Annotated in this window: 21 protein-coding genes; 3 read left to right on the top strand and 18 right to left on the bottom strand. The window is 54.5% G+C overall.

All coding sequences use genetic code 11. The features are described from left to right. Positions 1 to 227: 227 nt before the first annotated feature. The 13 genes from KNP68_RS09610 to KNP68_RS09550 all read right to left on the bottom strand — a co-directional run bounded on the left by KNP68_RS09610 (position 228) and on the right by KNP68_RS09550 (position 13,024). Positions 228 to 998, bottom strand: a complete 771-nt coding sequence (locus KNP68_RS09610; protein WP_214713833.1) for a cell division protein FtsQ/DivIB — start codon at positions 996 to 998, stop codon at positions 228 to 230. A gap of 13 nt (positions 999 to 1,011) precedes the next feature. Beyond that, positions 1,012 to 2,088, bottom strand: coding sequence for an undecaprenyldiphospho-muramoylpentapeptide beta-N-acetylglucosaminyltransferase (gene murG / locus KNP68_RS09605; RefSeq protein WP_029595735.1), 1,077 nt, complete (start codon positions 2,086 to 2,088; stop codon positions 1,012 to 1,014). Next, positions 2,085 to 3,422, bottom strand: a complete 1,338-nt coding sequence (gene murD / locus KNP68_RS09600) for a UDP-N-acetylmuramoyl-L-alanine--D-glutamate ligase (protein ID WP_251131491.1) — start codon at positions 3,420 to 3,422, stop codon at positions 2,085 to 2,087. Before murD ends, murG begins: the two co-directional genes overlap by 4 nt. Positions 3,423 to 3,437: 15 nt before the next feature. Next, a complete protein-coding gene (mraY, locus tag KNP68_RS09595) occupies positions 3,438 to 4,397 on the bottom strand; it encodes a phospho-N-acetylmuramoyl-pentapeptide-transferase (RefSeq protein ID WP_214799498.1) in 960 nt (319 codons plus the stop codon). A gap of 21 nt (positions 4,398 to 4,418) precedes the next feature. Further along, the gene (locus KNP68_RS09590) at positions 4,419 to 5,726 is read right to left on the bottom strand and encodes a UDP-N-acetylmuramoyl-tripeptide--D-alanyl-D-alanine ligase (RefSeq protein WP_251131490.1); all 1,308 of its coding nucleotides are present in this window, start codon (positions 5,724 to 5,726) and stop codon (positions 4,419 to 4,421) included. 58 nt (positions 5,727 to 5,784) lie between these two features. Further along, positions 5,785 to 7,893, bottom strand: a complete 2,109-nt coding sequence (locus tag KNP68_RS09585; protein ID WP_353048032.1) for a penicillin-binding protein — start codon at positions 7,891 to 7,893, stop codon at positions 5,785 to 5,787. A 38-nt stretch (positions 7,894 to 7,931) separates the two neighbouring features. After that, a complete protein-coding gene (ftsL, locus tag KNP68_RS09580) occupies positions 7,932 to 8,294 on the bottom strand; it encodes a cell division protein FtsL (protein WP_251130760.1) in 363 nt (120 codons plus the stop codon). 23 nt (positions 8,295 to 8,317) lie between these two features. Then, positions 8,318 to 9,250, bottom strand: coding sequence for a 16S rRNA (cytosine(1402)-N(4))-methyltransferase RsmH (gene rsmH / locus KNP68_RS09575; protein WP_021067038.1), 933 nt, complete (start codon positions 9,248 to 9,250; stop codon positions 8,318 to 8,320). A gap of 168 nt (positions 9,251 to 9,418) precedes the next feature. Beyond that, positions 9,419 to 10,975 carry a bacillithiol biosynthesis cysteine-adding enzyme BshC gene (gene bshC / locus KNP68_RS09570; protein ID WP_353048033.1) on the bottom strand — a complete coding sequence of 519 codons (1,557 nt, stop codon included), beginning with the start codon at positions 10,973 to 10,975 and terminating at the stop codon, positions 9,419 to 9,421. A 24-nt stretch (positions 10,976 to 10,999) separates the two neighbouring features. Further along, positions 11,000 to 11,353 carry a DUF3397 domain-containing protein gene (locus KNP68_RS09565; RefSeq protein WP_353048239.1) on the bottom strand — a complete coding sequence of 118 codons (354 nt, stop codon included), beginning with the start codon at positions 11,351 to 11,353 and terminating at the stop codon, positions 11,000 to 11,002. Beyond that, complete coding sequence (locus KNP68_RS09560; RefSeq protein ID WP_214799496.1) at positions 11,353 to 12,192, bottom strand: ketopantoate reductase C-terminal domain-containing protein; 840 nt, start codon at positions 12,190 to 12,192, stop codon at positions 11,353 to 11,355. Before KNP68_RS09560 ends, KNP68_RS09565 begins: the two co-directional genes overlap by 1 nt. A 108-nt stretch (positions 12,193 to 12,300) precedes the next feature. Continuing rightward, positions 12,301 to 12,474 (bottom strand): 50S ribosomal protein L32, encoded by a 174-nt coding sequence (gene rpmF, locus KNP68_RS09555; RefSeq protein WP_015881300.1) that lies wholly within the window; start codon positions 12,472 to 12,474, stop codon positions 12,301 to 12,303. Positions 12,475 to 12,496: 22 nt separating this feature from the next. After that, positions 12,497 to 13,024, bottom strand: coding sequence for a YceD family protein (locus KNP68_RS09550; protein ID WP_029595742.1), 528 nt, complete (start codon positions 13,022 to 13,024; stop codon positions 12,497 to 12,499). A gap of 157 nt (positions 13,025 to 13,181) precedes the next feature. On the opposite strand from KNP68_RS09550, the gene KNP68_RS09545 reads away from it, so the two are divergent. Beyond that, complete coding sequence (locus tag KNP68_RS09545; protein WP_214799494.1) at positions 13,182 to 14,312, top strand: tRNA(Met) cytidine acetate ligase; 1,131 nt, start codon at positions 13,182 to 13,184, stop codon at positions 14,310 to 14,312. On the opposite strand, the gene KNP68_RS09540 is transcribed toward KNP68_RS09545, so the two are convergent. Genes KNP68_RS09540 through KNP68_RS09520 form a run of 5 tightly spaced genes read right to left on the bottom strand, consistent with a single transcriptional unit; the run spans position 14,291 to position 17,095 of the window. Further along, a complete protein-coding gene (locus KNP68_RS09540) occupies positions 14,291 to 15,283 on the bottom strand; it encodes a SepM family pheromone-processing serine protease (RefSeq protein ID WP_214799492.1) in 993 nt (330 codons plus the stop codon). The two genes, KNP68_RS09545 and KNP68_RS09540, sit on opposite strands and share 22 nt — an antisense overlap. After that, entirely contained in the window at positions 15,280 to 15,777 is a 498-nt protein-coding gene (gene coaD, locus KNP68_RS09535; RefSeq protein WP_029595744.1) for a pantetheine-phosphate adenylyltransferase, read from the bottom strand. The genes KNP68_RS09540 and coaD overlap by 4 nt, the downstream gene beginning before the upstream one ends. 4 nt (positions 15,778 to 15,781) lie before the next feature. Then, positions 15,782 to 16,348, bottom strand: coding sequence for a 16S rRNA (guanine(966)-N(2))-methyltransferase RsmD (gene rsmD, locus KNP68_RS09530; protein ID WP_214799490.1), 567 nt, complete (start codon positions 16,346 to 16,348; stop codon positions 15,782 to 15,784). A gap of 53 nt (positions 16,349 to 16,401) precedes the next feature. Next, on the bottom strand, positions 16,402 to 16,665 hold the full coding sequence (locus KNP68_RS09525; protein WP_021067029.1) for a DUF2129 domain-containing protein: 264 nt from the start codon (positions 16,663 to 16,665) through the stop codon (positions 16,402 to 16,404). Beyond that, entirely contained in the window at positions 16,649 to 17,095 is a 447-nt protein-coding gene (locus tag KNP68_RS09520) for a YlbF/YmcA family competence regulator (RefSeq protein ID WP_034777059.1), read from the bottom strand. The genes KNP68_RS09525 and KNP68_RS09520 overlap by 17 nt, the downstream gene beginning before the upstream one ends. Positions 17,096 to 17,225: 130 nt before the next feature. On the opposite strand from KNP68_RS09520, the gene KNP68_RS09515 reads away from it, so the two are divergent. Continuing rightward, positions 17,226 to 17,981 (top strand): ATP-grasp domain-containing protein, encoded by a 756-nt coding sequence (locus KNP68_RS09515; RefSeq protein ID WP_021067027.1) that lies wholly within the window; start codon positions 17,226 to 17,228, stop codon positions 17,979 to 17,981. Between the two features lie 103 nt (positions 17,982 to 18,084). Beyond that, on the top strand, positions 18,085 to 18,447 hold the full coding sequence (locus KNP68_RS09510) for a YugN family protein (RefSeq protein WP_021067026.1): 363 nt from the start codon (positions 18,085 to 18,087) through the stop codon (positions 18,445 to 18,447). Positions 18,448 to 18,539: the final 92 nt, after the last annotated feature.

Here is an 18,539-nt window from a genome sequence, read left to right as displayed (position 1 = left end):
AAGGGAAACACCTCCGCGCTTTAATTTCTGTGCTTGAATTCCGTTACATTGTTACAGATATCCAAAAATATTGTTAGGTCCGGCAAGATATCTCACGTCTAAGTTTACAACAAATAAGATAGTGAGAAAAGGTAGAATCCTACAAATTACGCGGTTTTGGGGTGTCAATTCGATTACAATCGATAAAAAAACAGCCCTTATGTGTCTAAGGGCTGTAAAAATTCAGATTATTCTTTCGGTTTTTCGTACGGAACGAAATAATATCCGCCATCCATGACGACGGTTCCCCGCTGTCCTTTTGGAATATTCTCATAGATTTCGCCGTACTTGGATACCGTTTGACTGAGCTTGAACGTCGGCGTCTGAATCGTGTTGCCGTCGTTCATATAAATCTCATATCGTGTCGGTTCGCCTTTCTGTTTCGAGAAGACAATCTCTGACATCCTGGCCCGCATCGCGTCATCGACTTGCTCGAGCTCACTCGCGATTTTCTCGAGTTCCGCCGCATCGGTGAATTCACGCAACAACGGACCGTCTTTTAGCTTCTCTGGATCCGTAATCGATCCAGTCGGGTGCAAAGAACCGTCAGCGAGGACGACGACTTCCTCTTCGTCCGTTCGTGAATAGGCGATCATTTTCTCTTCTTCGACGTCAATCGTCACGACGTTATACCAGGAGCGATCGACCGAGACGTCTTTCACGCCAGGCACTTTACGAAGTTCCCGTTCAATCCCGTTCGGCGACACTTGAACGATTTTCGTGGACGTGTCGATATCCGTTTCGGCGAGCACATACGCTTCTGTCAACCAGGACAGGCCGTTCACGTTCACCGCTTTCACGTCAGACACCGATGTCTGCATATATACGACGAGCGCAATCAACACCGCGAACAACAACAGGATCGTCGACAAACGTCGGTTCGCTTTCTTACGACGTTGATCTTTCATATACGGGATTCGGTCTTCCAAACTACGAACGGTATTCTGACGTGTCTCCATGGCTACTCTCCTTTCAAGCGCGGACTTCTTCGACGAGGTCGGCGAGCGACTCCGCGGCGTGCGGGAATCCTAACCGTTTCGAGGCTGCGGCCATCTCATCATGATGGGCCAATACGTGTCGGATCGAGCGAACGAGCGTCTCGCCCGACAAATCCCCTTCTTTAATCAGTTCGGCCGCGCCGCTTTCGACGAGCGCCGAGGCGTTTTTCGTCTGATGGTCGGCCGTCACGTACGGACTCGGAATCAAGATGCTCGGCAAACCGAGCGCCGTCAATTCCGAGATGGTCGAGGCACCGGCCCGCGACACGACGAGACTCGCACACGCGAGCAGTTCAGGCATGTCGTAAACGTATGGCAACACATGGACGTTATCGGCTTTTGGCGCCTTCGCCACGACGTTGTCATAATGGACGTTCCCGGTCACGTAGAGCACGTTCACCGGTTCGGTCGCAAGTTCCGGGATGGCCTCGATGACGGCCCGGTTGATGGCCTCGGCTCCGCGGCTGCCGCCGTAAATCAAGACGATTGGACGTTCATCGATACCATATTCGGCCCGGACGGACGTTTCGTTCACCGTCGTCTTCAACACTTCGCTCCCGCGCGGGTTACCGATGACGCGGACGTTCGCATCAGGGAACTGTGATTCCGAACCGGCGAACGACAAGGCGACCCGGTCGGCTTTCTTCGACAAGAACTTGTTCGTCAAGCCTGGGATGCTGTTCTGTTCATGCAGAATCGTCGGGATGCCGAGTTGTTGTGCGGTGAAGACGACCGGACCTGAGACGAATCCGCCCGTGCCGATGACGACGTCCGGACGGAACGTCTTCATCTCTTTACGCAACGTCAGGACAGATTGGACAAACCAATAGGCCGTCTTGACGTTATCTAGCGACAACGACCGTTTGAGCCCGGCGATTCGAATCGATTTGAACGGCACACCAGCGCGTGGGACGAGATCGGCCTCGAGACCGTTCTCAGTGCCAATGTAGAGCACCTCGAGGTTCGGATGGCGCTGTTTGAGCGTATCAAGGAGAGCGAGTGCCGGGTAGATATGACCACCCGTTCCTCCACCAGAAATCATGATTTTCATCGATTGGCCTCCTCATATGCATGGACGAGGCGGACGAAATGTTCGCCGCGCTCTTCAAACGTCTTATATTGGTCCCAGCTCGCACAGGCCGGTGACAATAAAATCACGTCGTCTGGGGCTGACTGTTCAAATGCGAGCGGGACGGCTGCGTCGAGCGTATCGACCGCGAACGATGGAATCTGCTCGGCTTCACCGAGTGCTTGGAAACGCCCTGCCGTCTCACCGTACGAGACGATGGCTTTGACGCGTCCGAGCGCCGGAATGAGTGAATCCAATTCGGCTCCACGTTCAAGTCCCCCGCACACCCAAACGATCGGAGCATCGAATCCGCTCAATGCCGCTTCGGCCGCCACGTTGTTCGTCGCTTTCGAGTCGTTATAAACCCGGCGTCCGAGCACTTGGCCAAGACTTTCCGTTCGGTGGGCCACGCCACCGAACGTGCGCAACGCACGATCGATATGTTCGGCCGGGATATCGAACGGTTCAACGAGCAACAAGGCTGCCAACACGTTCTCCACGTTATGGGCCCCGCCGAGGGCGAGATCCTCGACCCGGATGACCCGCTTGCCGTGCAACGTAATCCAGCCGTCGGTGACATGCGCATCCCCGCTGTCGTAACCGAACGTCGAAGCATCGAGATCGGCCGGGACGCGTTTCATCACTTCGGTGTCACTGCCTTTGACGACGACACGGTCTGATGCCGTCATGTTCCGGAACAAGTTCCCTTTGGCGTCGGCATACGATTCGAAGTCACCATGATAATCCAAATGCGCCGGTGACAAGTTCAACAGTGCCGCCGCTTGCGGATGGAACTGCTCAACGCCCATCAGTTGGAAGCTCGATAGTTCGATGACGATGATGTCGCCCTGCTTCGCTTTCGATGCGACTTCGATTGCCGGGAAACCGATATTCCCTGCCACATGGACAGGACGACTTCCCCCTTTGAGCAATTCATGAACGAGCGTGGTCGTCGTCGTTTTCCCGTTCGAGCCGGTGATGGCGACGAACGTGGCATCGGTCGCCAAGTAGGCGAGTTCCACTTCTGTATAAATCGGGATGTTCCGCTCAAGCGCTGCTTGAAGGAGCGGGATGTGATACGGGATTCCCGGGTTTTTGACAATCATGTCCGTCGTGTCGAGCAATTCGAGCGGATGGGCACCGAAAACGCCGTTGATGCCGAGCGCTTCAATTTTCATCCGTTCTTCCGTTGACGGTTCGCTCCCGGTATTGAGGGTCACGTCCGCGCCGACATTTCTTAAGTAAGCGGCTGCGGCGATGCCGCTCCGTGCCGCGCCGAGTACGAGGACTCGTTTATCGTTCCACTGTTGTTGCATGTCTTCCACCATCCATTACATGAGTAGTAACGACAAGACTGCCGTGATCAAACTAATTCCACCGAACGTCAAGACGATGCGCCATTCTGACCAACCGACCATTTCGAAATGGTGATGAATCGGGCTCATCTTAAAGATTCGTTTGCCCGTCGTCTTGAACGAGAGCACTTGCAAGATGACGCTGAGCGTCTCGATGACAAAGATGATACCGACGAAGACGAGCAACAGCTCGAGCTTGAGCATGAGGGCAAGGCCGGCGACCGCACCACCAAGGGCGAGCGAGCCCGTGTCCCCCATAAAGATTTTCGCCGGGTATTTATTGAAGACGAGGAAACCGAGCAAGGCGCCGACCGCACTGAAGGCGAACCAAGCGATGCCCACTTCGTCTTGCCCGAGGGCATAGATGCCGAAGAAAGCGAACGTCGGGATGGCCGAGAACGAGACGAGACCGTCGAGGCCGTCCGTCAAATTGACCGCGTTCGAGAAACCGACGAGCCAGAAGATGACAATGGCGACGTACAACCAGCCCGTATCAAACGCGATCGAAGTGAACGGGATTTGAATCGTCGTATCAAGTGCCCCACCGAGTGAGAGGAACCAAACGAACAAGACCGAGACGACGATTTGACCGATCAATTTCTGAAGCGACGTCAAACCGAGGTTGCGTTTGTTGACGACTTTAATGTAGTCGTCGAGGAAACCGATCACCCCGAAGGCGAGGGTCACGAACAAGAGCGTACCGAACCCGGCGACGGCTTCACCGAAGACGACCGAGACGAGAAAACCGATGATGAGGGCGAGCAAGATGACGATGCCGCCCATCGTCGGCGTACCCGATTTCTTTTGGTGCCAACCCGGACCTTCGTCACGGATTTCTTGGCCAAACTTTAAGTTACGAAGTGCCGGGATGGCCCGCGGCATGACGACCAATACGGTCAATAATGAACTGATTAAGACGATTAAACTGATTAACATGTTCGTACCTCACTACTCTGTTTATTGAACTAGACGCTCGAGCGCCAGTCCTCGCGATGCTTTTAACAATATCACAGTCTGGGGGCGTTGATAACTGCCGAGGAGGACTTTCGCTTCCTCGACCGTCGGCACCATTGTCACGTTCACACGCGGGTCGGTGATACCTGCCGCGATCCATTTCGCTTTTTCTCCGATGAGGATGCAATCCGTGACCGGGGCCGTGATGGCGTGGCCGACTTGTTCGTGCTGGGCGACCTCGTCCGTCCCGAGTTCATACATGTCCCCGAGGACGAGGACGCGGCGTGAGAACCCTTCTAACGTTTTAATCGTCTCGACGGCGGCAATCATCGAGGTCGGGCTCGCGTTATAGGCGTCATTGACCAAGTGGGCATCGCCGAACATCCGTTTTTCCATCCGCATCGACGTTAACTGGACGCGGTCGAGACCTCGTTGAATCGTGTCATGTCCTAATCCGAACTTGAGGCCGCAGGCGATCGCATAGGCGGCGTTAAGGATTTGATGGGCCCCGAGCACTTTCAACTCATACAGCTCGTTATTGTAGCGGAAAATCGAGGCGTCAAACGTCGCCTCTACGACTTCGAGCTTTCCGTCCGCGGTCGAATCGTATCCGACGCGGTACCCGCCTGCCTCACGGAGGAGCGGTTCGTCGGCATCGACGATTAAGACGCCATCCGGTTTCAACCCGGCTTTAATCTCGAGCTTCGCCTTGGCGATCCCCTCGCGCCCTCCGACTTGTTCGCCATGTGACTCGCCGATATTCGTGACGAAAGCGATGTCCGGTTTGGCGAGCTTCGAAAGCAACTCGATTTGCCCGAACCCGTTCATGCCCATCTCGAGGACAGCGACTTCGGTGTCGCGTGGCATCCGGAGCACGGTGAGCGGCAATCCGACGTCCGAATTGAAGTTCCCGGCCGTCTTGTGCGTCTTGAACGTCTCACCGAGCACGACGGCAATCATGTCTTTCGTTGACGTCTTCCCGTTCGAGCCGGTGATGGCGACGACTTTCGGATTGATTTCCGCCAAATAGCGGGCCGCCGCTTCTTGGAGCGCTGTCAACGGTGATGCGACCGGGATGGCGATAATCCCTTCCGGTAACGGACGGTCTTGTTCCCAAAACGTCACGATCGCCCCTTGCTTGATGGCAGCCTCGATGTAATCATGTCCATCGACGCGTGCCCCGATAATCGGGACGAACAAGCCGTCGGCATTGTCGTCTCGCGAGTCGGTCGCGACGTGGCGTACCTCACGCGAATCCTGTATTTCCATCCCAAACCAAGATGCGAGTGTTTGAATCGTCAACTGTTCCATAACCATTTCCTCCTGTGACAAAGGAAAAGAGAGCCGAGGCCCTCTTCATCCCTTTGCGTTAGTTCGACGGTGACGCGAGCCTCACTTTGAGTGTCGCTCCCGTCTTGACGGGCTTGCCTTTCCCAATCGATTGGGACGTGACGAAGCCGGTGCCGTCTATTTCTAAATTCAATTGATACAGCGTCGCCAGTCGTTTCACATCACGAAGTGACCAGCCCTTGAGCGTCGGCATCGTGAACGAGTCCTCCGTCTTTAACAGCAACCGCTCACCGACGACGTACGGTTGGCCTTCGACCGGACTTTGCGCCGTCACCGTCTCCCCGTTGCCGAGTGCCACCGGTGTGAACGCGGCCGCTTTGGCTTCCTTCACGGCGTCTTCACGGCCTTGGTCGACGAACGAGGCCGTCGTTTTCGTCGAGGCGTCAATCGATTTCGCTTGTTTGTTTGGCTCGACGCTCCGATAGCGGAGCGCGACGTCCATCACATCTTTGAACAGCGGTGCCATGATGCGTGGTCCCGTCGTCGACGAGTCACTGTTCGGGCGGTCGACGGCGATATACATGACGAGTTCCGGGTCATCCTCCGGCGCCATACCGACGAACGAGTGGATGTATTGTCCACTCAAGTACTTCCCGTTCTCGGCAATTTGCGCCGTCCCGGTCTTCCCGATGACGCGATAGTTGTCGAGGGCGTACAGTTGCCCCGTCCCGACGTCGCTGTTGACGACGCCATCGAGCGCTTCCCGCGTCTGTTTGGCCGCCTCGGCCGTGATCGGCTGTCCGACGATTTTCGGATTCGTCGTCCGAATCGTCTCGCCGGTCTCACGGTTGACGACTTTCTTGATGACGTGCGGTTGTTTCATCGTCCCATCGGTCGCGATGGCCGACGTCGCTTGTAAAATCTGCATCGGCGTGACGGCCGTCGATTGGCCCCATGCCGTGATCAAGACGTTCAACGGGCTCTCGAAGTCGTATTGACTGTTGACCTCTCCTGGCAAGTCGACGCCCGTGCGTTGATCGAACTTGAAGGCGTTGAAATAATCTTCATAGCGGCCCAGGCCGAGACGCTCGTTCGCGAGAATCGAGAACGCGACGTTCGACGAGTGCCAGACGCCTTCTACCATAGGAATCGTACCCCATCCGGTAATGTTGTAATCATTGAATACGGTCTTGCCATACTTATACGAACCCGATTTATACAGTTCATTCGGATTATAGACGCCTTCGTTGATGGCGGCGGCCAACGTGAAGATTTTCATCGTCGACCCCGGCTCGAAACGAGACGACACCGAGAAGTTACTATACGAGCTGATTTCGCGCGTGTTCGGGTCGAACGAAGGACGGTCCGACAAGGCGATGATTTCGCCGGTCTTCGGGTCCATAATGATCGCCGTCGCATTCTTCGGCTTGTATTCTTGATACAGCTCTTCCATTTTCGTATCGAGCAGCTGTTGAATCCGGTGGTCGAGCGTGAGTTGCACGTCGGCCCCGTCTTCCGGGTCGATTTTCAATTGCTCGTCGCTCGAGACGATTTGGCGTCCGGCCAAATCTTTCTCGAACCGGTACAACCCATACGACTCACTCAAGACATCGTTGAGTGATTTTTCGATCCCGAGTTCACCGACGAGTTCGATGCGTCCGTTCTGGTCGACTTTCTGGGCATAACCGACGACACTCGATGCGAACACTTTGTTCGGATAGTAGCGCTTCGGTTCTTCGACGAACGTGATCCCTGGAATCTCGAACGCCTCAATCTCTTCCTTTTGATCGACCGTCAAATCGCGGCCCGGTACGCCGAACTCGATTTGACCGCGATCTTTGTTCTGCTCGAGCCGCTTCAAAATGTCGGCCTCGGTCATCGGAATGACGGTGGCGAGCTGTGAGGCGGCTTCGGCGAACTCATCGGGCATGAGCGTCTTGTCCTCGACCCGCTCGCCGCCGAGTTTCAACACGGCCACGATGCGGTACGACGGGATGTTGATGGCGATCGGCTGTCCGAATCGGTCAAAGATTTCACCACGCTCCGCTTTTAGCGTACTGACCGCTTTCCAACGCTCTTCCTCGGCGAACGCGAGCATGTTCTCTCCTTTATACGTCTGGAAGACGGACAAATAGAAGAACCAACCGACAAAAAATAAAAAGAGCGGTGTGAAGCAAACAATCGCCACCCACGCCACTCTTTTTTTACTCTGTTGTAGAGAATTCATCAGTCAATCACCTTGACGTTGTTCTCATTGAATTGCATTCCGAGCTTTTCAGCAATCGCATAGATTCTCTCAGGTGAGCTTAGTTGGGCGATCTCATACTTCAATTCTTCATTCTCTTTGGCGATCGTGTTCGTCTCTTGTGTGATCAGAGCCGTATCGCGCATGATGTTGTACGCTTCGTTATGTTTCGATACCGTGATGCCACCGAACAGGACAACTGAACAGATCATGGTCGGGTACAGGATGGCTTCGAACAAAGTCAACGTACGTCGTTTTGGAGCTGGTATTGGTCGTTCTTGCGGAATCGGATTTCGATTCGGCGTAACTTGAGGCTGCAGAGCCTTGCGAGCAGCTTCTGGCATCAGGTATCCCTCCTACGTACAGTCTATTTTTGTTTTTCTGCGACCCGGAGTTTGGCAGAACGGGCCCGGCGATTGCCTTCGAGCTCGTCGTCCCCGGCTGTGATCGGCTTGCGCGTGATCAATTTCAGTTCGGGTTCAAACTCTTTCGGGATGACCGGCAATCCGGGCGGTAACGGCGGATGCTGGCTTTTCTCTTTGAACACTTGTTTACAAATTCGATCTTCTAACGAGTGGAACGTGATGACGCAAATGCGTCCGTTGATGGCGAGCATGTCGATCGCGTCTTGGACGGCACGGTCGAACACGTTCAACTCATCGTTGACGGCGATGCGGATGGCTTGGAACGTCCGCTTCGCAGGATGACCGCCTTTGCGTCGGGCCGGCGCCGGAATCGCGTCTTTAATCAATTCGACGAGTTCGAACGTCGTCTCGATCGGTTTGACGGCACGGGCCTGCTCAATCTTGCGCGCAATCTGTTTGGAGAACTTTTCTTCCCCGTATGTAAAGAAGATGCGGGCAAGATCTCCGAACGGCCATTCGTTGACGACGTGATATGCGGACAGCTCGCGTGAACGGTCCATACGCATATCGAGCGGTGCGTCGTAATTGTAGCTAAAGCCACGTTCGGCCTCATCGAGCTGCGGCGACGACACGCCAAGGTCGAACAATACCCCATCGACCTGAGTGATTCCCCGCGCCAACAGTTCGTCTTTCAAATGGACGAAGTTGCTTTTAATGAACGTAACCCGGTCCTCATATGGAGCCAGCCGCTCACTCGCGTGCTTGAGCGCGACGTCGTCTTGGTCGAAGGCGTACAGATGGCCTGTCGTCAAACGCTTGACGATCTCTTCGCTGTGACCGGCTCCTCCTAACGTACAATCGACATAAATCCCGTCTGGCTTAATATTTAATCCCTCAATGGACTCCATTTTTAATACCGTTTCATGCTCAAACATACAAAAATCCTCTCAACCTACATTTTTCAACTATTTTATTACGTTTACTTTATCATAAAAATGTCAAGCGCCGCATAGCTTTTTAGCGAAAAGAGGAAACAAAAAGGTAACAAACAAAAAATGGTTCCCACAAATTTCTGGGAACCATCTCCATCGCACTCATTTCGCTTACAATTTGACCAAACATCGCTCGAAATCCACTTGTTCATAAGACCGGCGCAAGCGCTCGAACAAATCGAGGCCGTGACGGTTCAACAACGGGACCATCGACCATATCCGTTCTTGCGGGGCGTCCATCGGCAAGAGTCGTGTCGATAGATGAATCCGGCGACTGTTCAAGCGGTACTGGTCGCGCTTCGCTTCGGCACGCATCTCATCGGCGAGTCGTTCGAGCACATGGCGCGCCTTGGCATCAAACCGGTGCCCCTGCTTGCCTGCCTCGCGCCCGATCGCTTCCGTGAGCGTCCGGTACGCATACAGGTTTTGGTCGAACGTTTCGTCGTCGAACGTGTGGTCCGGTAACGGGTCCGCCAAATAGTCGACGAGCGTCACGCCTTCTTGGGCGAGCTTCTTCTCATCGTTCGCCGAGACGAGCACGGCCCCGAGCCGTGGAATCAACAGCGGCATCTTCCAATCGAGGACGTGGAACAAAGGCCGCAGTTGAAGCCAATAGGCGATTTCACCGGGACCGGCGATATAGGCGAGCGTCGGGAACAAGTGGTCCTGCATGAGCGGACGGGACACGACGTTGTTCGAGAACCGCTCTGGGTGCGCCTCCACTTGCTGAATCAGCTCGGCCTCGGTGAAGCGGTGTCCCCGTTTCGTCGTGAAGAGCCCGTCCTGCTTCGTCAACAGTTCGCGCGTCCCGTCGTGATAGAACAGATGGGCCGCTTCCCGGTTCAGCTCGACGGTCGGCATCCCGTCCTCGAACGCATCGTGCAGCGCCGCATGCAAGCGGTCGTGTTCCGTAATCAACCGTTTGAACGCATCGCGCTCGAGAGCCCGAACGTCCGGTTGATGCGGGTCGAACAAGATGAAGTCGGTGCCGACAAACCGGCGCATCATCTGACCGAAGAATTGCGCGAACGAATGGCTCGCTTGAATCACATCGACGAGCTCATGATAGAGCGTCGTCGTGTAGCGCGTCTCCGTCTCGGATAACAAGAGGTGCTGCAACATTTGCACGAGTTCGATTTTTAGGCGGTCGAACTCCAATTCCCCGACCGACGCCTTTCCGGCAAGCGGGACGGTCGAGAGCGCCTCTTTGCGCAGTTGACGCGACAGCGGTTGGCTGACGAAGACGTGGTTGATTTCCGCGTAGTCGTGATCTTCCGTCGCCATCCAAAAGATGGGGATGACCGGTTTATTCAATTTCGCTTCCGCCTGCTTGGCCTTCTTCAGCACGGTCAACAGTTTATACACCGCGAACAACGGACCGCCGAACACCCCGACTTGTTGCCCGGTCACCATCGTGAACGCCTCACCGGCGGCCAACGCTTCGAGTTTTGATTCGAGCGCCGGAGAAATCGGACCGTGGACGGTTTGTTGGTCTCGCAAAATGTCGACGAGCGCGGGCAAATGCGTGAAGGGACGGTTCGTCAATTCGTCCGCCCTCACCTCGAGCTCATCCATCCCTGTATAGTCCAGCCATTTCGAATAGCCCGTCTCCACTTGTATCATCGGGGACGACGGGGCGTACATGGCGTCTAGCGACTCTATCCTCACGTATAACGACTTCCTTTCAAACGATTAATACATCATCTCTCGTGCGATGCCGATCGTAAACAAGACGATGTGGGTCGGGACGAGCACCAAAAACAATAGGCGCCACCCGTGCACGAACATCTTCGAATAGACGACATCCTCATGGCGAATCCGTTGCCAAATCGCGTTGGCCGGAAAGATGGCGGCACAGACCGCAAGCAACAGCCAAATCAAATCGACCCCGACGATCGCTTCGAGCAGCACCGCACAGGCATAAAACCAAAGGATGACGCCGGCATCACAGGCGAGTTTGAACGTATTAACCGATTTCGGCATAATTTTTCTAAGTATCATATACACCATAAACCAAATGACGAGTGGAAATGAAACGATATACACTAGCACGATACGCTCGCTCCTAAAATTAATTTTTGCATGACCGGAATGACGGTCAATGTGACGCCTCGTTCATCGGCCCGTTTCAAGAGCGGCGTCAAGATGGCATCGACCTCGGTCTGGCGCCCCGCCTCGACGTCACGCAGCATCGAGGAACGATTGTGTGCCGTCTTGTCGATAATCGTATCGATATATGTATACGGGACGTGACGGTCGAACAACATCGTCAGTTCTTCGTAAATCGCCGTCGCGATATCGCGGCAAGGCGGTATGGCGACCGCGCCGTTCTCGACACGGCAGAGCGCCGTAATCGGATTGATGATTGCGTTGGCGAATAGTTTCTCGGTGACGACTTGTTCGATATCCGTCTCCCACACGACAGTGAGCGGTGACGCGTTGAACGACATCTTTTCGAGCGAGCCGAGGCTGCCGATGCGGATGCGCCCGAGCCCGGTATGCTGGAGCCGATCGCCGTCGCGGCTCACACCATGTTCGACCACACCGAGGTGGAATCCTTTCATACGTGCATAGTCGAGATGCGCGATTCCGTTCGAACAGATGAATACGGGCACGTCGCCGGACAATCGCTCCGTCGCCGCCTCGACCTGATGCGCTTTCGTCGTCACAAAGAACACGTCCTGCTCCGTCTCAATGATTTTCGTCACCGGACAGAGGCGAACCTGAACCGTTCCCTGCGTGACGCCGGTACGTTCGATCGTCACAGTCGATGCCTCGTCGACACGGCCATAGAGCGTCACCGTATAGTCCGGTTCGAACAGCGAAGCCATCAACATGCCGACGGCGCCGTTCCCGATAATCCCAATTCGTTTAATCGGCTTCATTGGCCATCCCTCCACGTCTAGTCTGCACTGAAAAGTTTACCACAATCTGTTTCCACGACCCAAAAATAAAAAAAGAAGCGGCCTCCGAGGAGACCGCTTCTTTTCGCATTATTTGCTTGTTACTTCTTTACCGTTGTAGTGTCCGCAAGATTTGCATACACGGTGAGAAAGCTTCATTTCGCCACAGTTCGGGCACTCGTTCATACCAGGTACGTTGAGTTTGAAGTGAGTACGACGAAGACGTTTGCGAGTTTTCGACGTTCTACGGAATGGTACTGCCATCGTTGTCCACCTCCTTGAAAAGTTAGCCGTTCTCGTCCTCTTTTTTAGAGAACAAGTCAGCGAGCCCCGCGAGGCGCGGGTCAATTTTTGGTTGGTCGTCCGGCTGCTCGTCAATGACGGACCAGCCTTCCCCTTCAACCTGAGTTTTGTCTGTTTCGTTCCCAAAGATTTGCATTGGGACGTCTAACATGATGAGCTCTTTTACGATCGGTCGCAGATCAATCGTATTTCCTTCTGGCAAATTGACATCATCGAATTGCTCCGTATAACGCCCATTCTCCAAAAAGAAAGGCTCGAGCGATTCAATATCGAATTCATAAATGACATCATCCAACGTACGCGCATCTGGCAACGTCAGGTCACCTTGAATCTTCAGATTGAATGTAACTTGATTAGATGTGAACGACGCATTCCCGTGCACATGCACCGGACGAATCGAACGGATATCCGGATGGAGCTGAGTAAGCTCTGGTAGTTCGACCATCTCATCGATGGTAAAACTGTCACCCTGGTTTCGTAGCTTAAGTAGCTGTGCAATAGACCACTTCATCCGAATCACCTCAATTGCAACAATATGAATTATAGATAGGCCAACTTGTTTTGTCAATGTTTTTTCTTTACACTAAAATCAGTTGACGACGGCGCTTTGCCAAAGCGTACTTATCCATCTTACACCAATCCAATCGACAATGCAAAGGAGTAATTTTATGCGAAAAACGGCCATCATTGCCGAGTACAATCCGTTCCATAACGGGCACCTCCATCAGGCGGAACGAGCCCGGATCGAAACCGACGCTGACGCCGTCATCGCCGTCATGAGTGCCCAGTTCACCCAGCGCGGCGAGCCGGCAGCTTTCGACAAATGGAGCCGGGCCCGCGCCGCCGTCCAAACGGGGGCCATCGACCTCGTCATCGAACTGCCGACGCGTTTCGGCGTGCACCGGGCCGATCGGTTCGCGAGCGCCGCGGTCTCCATCGCCGAGCGCGTGCGTTGTCAAACGCTGTCCTTCGGTAGCGAGAGCGGCGACATCAGAGCCGTGACCCAGGCCGCGGCGGCCAATATCGAAGCGACTCCGGCCTATCAGACGGCGTTCAAAGAAGCGTTGGACAATGGGCGTTCTTCCGCCAAGGCGTCGAGCGAGGCGTTCGGGTCTCTCTATCCCGACTTTGATTTGACGCTCCCAAACAACATCCTCGCCTATCACTACGCGAAAGCGGCGACGTCCATCGAACTGCACACGATTCGCCGTCTCGGGGCCGGATACCATGACCCGAGCGTCTCAGACGTCATGTCGGCCACGGGCGTGCGCGCCCACTACTTAGAGTCAGGTATGGTCCAGGCCGTCCCTGACGCCACGAGAACGCTGTTTCAGGACAATCCGATGGCGCATTGGTCACTTTATTGGCCCGTCCTTCAATATAAGCTGCGGACGACCCCGAAAGACGTACTTGAGCAACTCGTCGGTATCGACAGCTCGCTGTCGCCCCGCTTGATTCAAGCCGGGCTCGAGCCGACGTTCGAACAGGCGCTCGCCCGCTTATTGACGAGACGTTATACCCGGACGTCCATCCAACGCGCGCTCGTCGCCATCCTCATCCATTGGCGACAGGACGAGTTGCCGGAACGGTTCGACGACGTACCGTATATCCGACCGCTCGCGTTCAACACGATCGGGCGCACTGTGTTAAAGGACATAAAAAAAGACGTACCGCTCCTCAGCAAGTACCATCCCGATCTTGCGTTCGAGGCTCGAGTGACCGAGGCGTATCGCCTTCCGCTCGGAAATCGGTCACTCGTCGAACATATGCAAACTCCTCAATTCATCGACTCTAAATAATCGATGGCTTCCTCGACCGTCTTGACGGGAACGACTTCAATGTCGCTGTCGAGTCGGTCGAGCGACTCCATCGCCTCGTCGTAGTTCGACCCGGCCGGCACAAAGAACACGGATGCCCCAGCCTCGTCCGCAGCTACGATTTTTTGCCATGCCCCGCCGATCGGCCCGACGTTCCCTAACTCATCGACCGTTCCCGTTCCGGCAATGACGGCACCGCCCGTCAAATCGCCCGGCGTCAACTGATCAAAAATCTCGAGCGTGAACATGAGACCGGCCGACGGTCCGCCGACGTTCGTCAGTTCGAACGAGACGTCCGGGTCCGTGCGCACGTCCTGGACGGGCAGCGGCTCATAAATCCCAAGCCCGACCCGGTCCCCGCTCCGGTCAATCGGTTGAATCAGTGTATCGACCTCACGTTCGCGACCGTCACGTTCGAGCGTGACAGAGACTTCATCGCCGGCTTCAAATGAGGCGACGCGTTCGATAAAGTCAAGGCGCGACGCGAACGATTGGCCATCGAGCGCCGTGATGATGTCACCCGGCTTCAAGACGTTCGCGGCGAGCGACCCCGTGATTGGGGCCGAGACGTACATGCCGTCAAACGTCACCGTCACATCGGCGTCCGCCAGTTCATAGGCGTATTGAATCGCCGCTTGTTGCGACGACGACATCAACAACTCTTGTCTACGTTCGTAGTCCGCCTCGCTTTCCCCGTCATACAGATAGCGGCTGGCCGGGCTGGCCTCCGTGAACGGGGTGAACCAGCTGCCGACGAGCCAGAGCGGTGTCGCCCGGCGTTGCGAGATGGTCACCATCTTCAGTTCGCCCGGTTCTTTGTCCCCGCCCTCGACCGTCATGAACTCTTCGATCGTCGTCGCCTCGCCCGGATACGTGATGTAATACGGGAGGGGCACGAACAAGAAAATCAGGACGGCCACGAGCAGACCGAAACCGATTTTGAGCGACTTCATTGTCCGTGACTCACTTCATATTTTTGCCGCAACGCGAGTTCGACTTGCTCCGGGACGAGCTCGGCGACGGACGCCCCGTATTTGGCAACTTCTTTCACGATCGAGGAGCTGAGGAACGAGTACTGGCTGTTCGTCATCATGAACAACGTCTCCACGTTCTCATTCAACTTTTTATTGATCGATGCGATTTGAAGCTCATACTCGAAGTCCGAGACGGCACGCAGGCCACGGACGATGGTCGCTGCCTCACGCTTGGCAGCATATTCGACGAGCAAACCCCCAAACGCGTCGGCGGTGACGTTCGGTAAATGTGTCGTCACCTCACGAATGAGCGACAGACGCTCTTCCACGTTAAAGAGAGGTGCCTTACTCGAGTTTTCGAGCACGGCGACGATGACTTCGTCGAAGATGGCCGCCGCCCGCTCGATGATATCTAAATGGCCGTTCGTAATCGGGTCAAAGCTCCCCGGGCAAATCGCGATACGTTTTGACATGTTCTCACTCCTCGGTCGCTGCATACTCGTAAAAGCTGATCGTAATCACGTCCGAGTAGCGTTGCACCTTGATTTTTTCCAACTGTCCGACTCGGTCCGGCAACATCACGTCGCTGCCGTGCTCGCAGACGACGACGCCGTTGTCCGTCAACAGCCGGTTCGTTTCAATGATCTGTAAAAACGGCACATGTTCTTCCGCATGATACGGAGGGTCCATGAAAATCAGTTTGAACGGCTGACCTTTGAGGACGAGTTGGTCGAGAACCGAGCGGGCGTCTTGTTGGAGCACCGTCGCTTTCGACTCGTAACGTGTCGTCTGCAAATTGTCTGTGACCGTCTGGACCGCCTTCCGTTGCTTGTCGACGAACACGGCATGGTCACACCCCCGTGACAACGCCTCGATTCCTAGACCGCCGCTCCCGGCGTATAGGTCAAGCGCATCGCCCCCGGCGAAATAAGGACCGATGATGTTGAATAACGATTCTTTTACTTTATCTGTCGTTGGTCGTGTGGCCGACCCCGGGACCGCCTTGAGTCGGGTCCCTTTTCTTTCTCCTGAAATCACTCGCATATCCGTTCTCCTTCACCACAAAAGATGAAGGCGGTGCCGCCTTCATCTCTGTGTTATTTCTGCTTCGATTCATACGTCTCCGCGACGAACGGCCGCTCACTGCGGACGACCGCTTCGACGAACGGCAACGCGCTCACTTGTTCGAGAATCGCCTCATGTCCATCAAGGTCGGTATACAAGAAGGCGTACTTCTCCCGCTTTGACACGTAATACAGGTTCGCATAGCGACGCAACGCCTTCACTTGTTTCAACGATTGGACGTAGACGACGAACCCGATTCGACCATTCAACTCAAACGTCTCAGATGGCACATCCACAGCTTCCGCCTCCACAACTTCCTCCGCCTGAACATCCGCCTTCGTCGAAGAACGGGTTTCCGGTCGGGACTTTGATTTTTGGAGAAACCGAGAAGGCCAACAGCTCACTCACTTCCCCGAGCAGTTTATCTAAACTGCGTTCCGCTTTTTTAAATGCGGCCACTTCTGGCTGGACATCGAGACGCCGTTTGACGAGATGCATCTCTTTTTTAATGCGATCGTGGTCCGGGTGATGTTTCCCGAACCGCTGTACGTACTCGTAATCTTCTTTCATCCGCAAGAACTCACGTTCCACGAGGCGCGCTTCCTCTGATTGGGCTCGCGCTTGTTTCGTGGCGATATATGTTTGGAACGACTCGCTCGCTTCAATCAAATCGGCTAACGATTCCGTTTGATCGAGCAGGGCGATCGTCTGTTCAGTAATAATCATGGCTTTCACCCTTTCTGCCATGATTTTATCACATTTGATTCCCTCTGTAAGCAATCGGCTTTATAATTGAACGTGACTGTCAAGCGTCCAACCAGAAAGGAAGTGAACAGGTGCGCACCTGCACCTCGCTATGAAAAAAGTCTCATTCAATATGATTCGCTCGGCCGGCATTAAGACCGATTATGCGAAACCTGAATATTATTACGACCAGCTCGATAAAGTAAGAGCAGCCGACCTCGTCTTGTTCCCTGAATATTGGATGGTCAACTCAATCATCTATGGACTCAACAAACCGATTTTCCCGTCCCCGGCCACGTATCATCTCGGACACGATAAGATTGAGATGACGCGCGCCTTCAAGGCGACGTTCCCGCACCGAATCCCGAAGACGCTCATCTACGGGAAAAACCCTTATACGATCGAGCGTGTCTTGGAAGAGTTCGAATATCCGTTCGTCGCCAAGACGGCCAAGTCGTCGATGGGACAAGGCGTCTGGCTCATCAAGCATGAACAGGATTGGCTCGAGTACGTCGACAAGCACGAGACGTTCTACGTCCAGCAATACATCCCGAACGACCGCGACCTGCGGATCATCGTCATCGGTGAAGAAGTCGTCGGTTCGTATTGGCGTGTCAGCGAGGCGTTCTTGAATAACGTCGCCCAAGGCGCCCAGTTCTCGTATGACGATATCCCGGAAGACGTCGTCGCGGAAGTGCTCGACATCGCCAAGACGCTCCACATCAATCACGCGGCCTTCGACGTCATCGTCGCCGACGGTGAATTTTACATTTTAGAGTTCAACGTCTTCTTCGGCTCAGAGGGACTCATGCCGCTCGGGGTGAGGCTTTCGGACAAAATCGCCCAATACCTCGATCCCCGCGCTTGAGGCGTTCATCTTTTTTTCACAATTTGAACACACGTTATTCCAAGAACGTTTTCGAATATGATATGATGACATATGAGGTTTATTAGGGAAAAGGGGGATTATGATGAAATTTGAGCAGTTCCACATCGAGGGAAAAGAGATCCGCTTCGGTTTGCTCGAGACGATCATGGATCATCATCATTTCATCCGTGAAGGCGCTTGGGACTATGAGCGTGCAACGTATGACATGAAGTACGAGAAACAATCGACAGGCGAGACGTTCTACCTTCGCTTACCGGTATATGCAATCGAAGGCCAAATCGAGGACCGTCATGCGGTCGTCAAAATGTTGACACCGATTCTCGGAAAACATTATTACCCGCACGGCGTCGAGTACGACGAAGAGTTCCCAGAAGAAATCGTCCGTGATTGCGAGCGTCGTCTAGCCGCACTCGCTGAGACACTCGAAGTAAAACCCCTTGCATAAGCGGAGGGCACTGAAAAACCTCCGCTCTATCCGAGCGTGAACTGAAAAAAGGTGGATTGGACCGACTCACGTCGGGACAATCCACCTTTTTT

It is taken from the genome of Exiguobacterium sp. s50 (assembly GCF_018618175.1).
Lineage (GTDB): Bacteria > Bacillota > Bacilli > Exiguobacteriales > Exiguobacteriaceae > Exiguobacterium > Exiguobacterium chiriqhucha.
The sequence above is the reverse complement of the archived record's forward strand: the minus strand, read 5'-3'. Positions and strand labels throughout refer to the sequence as shown.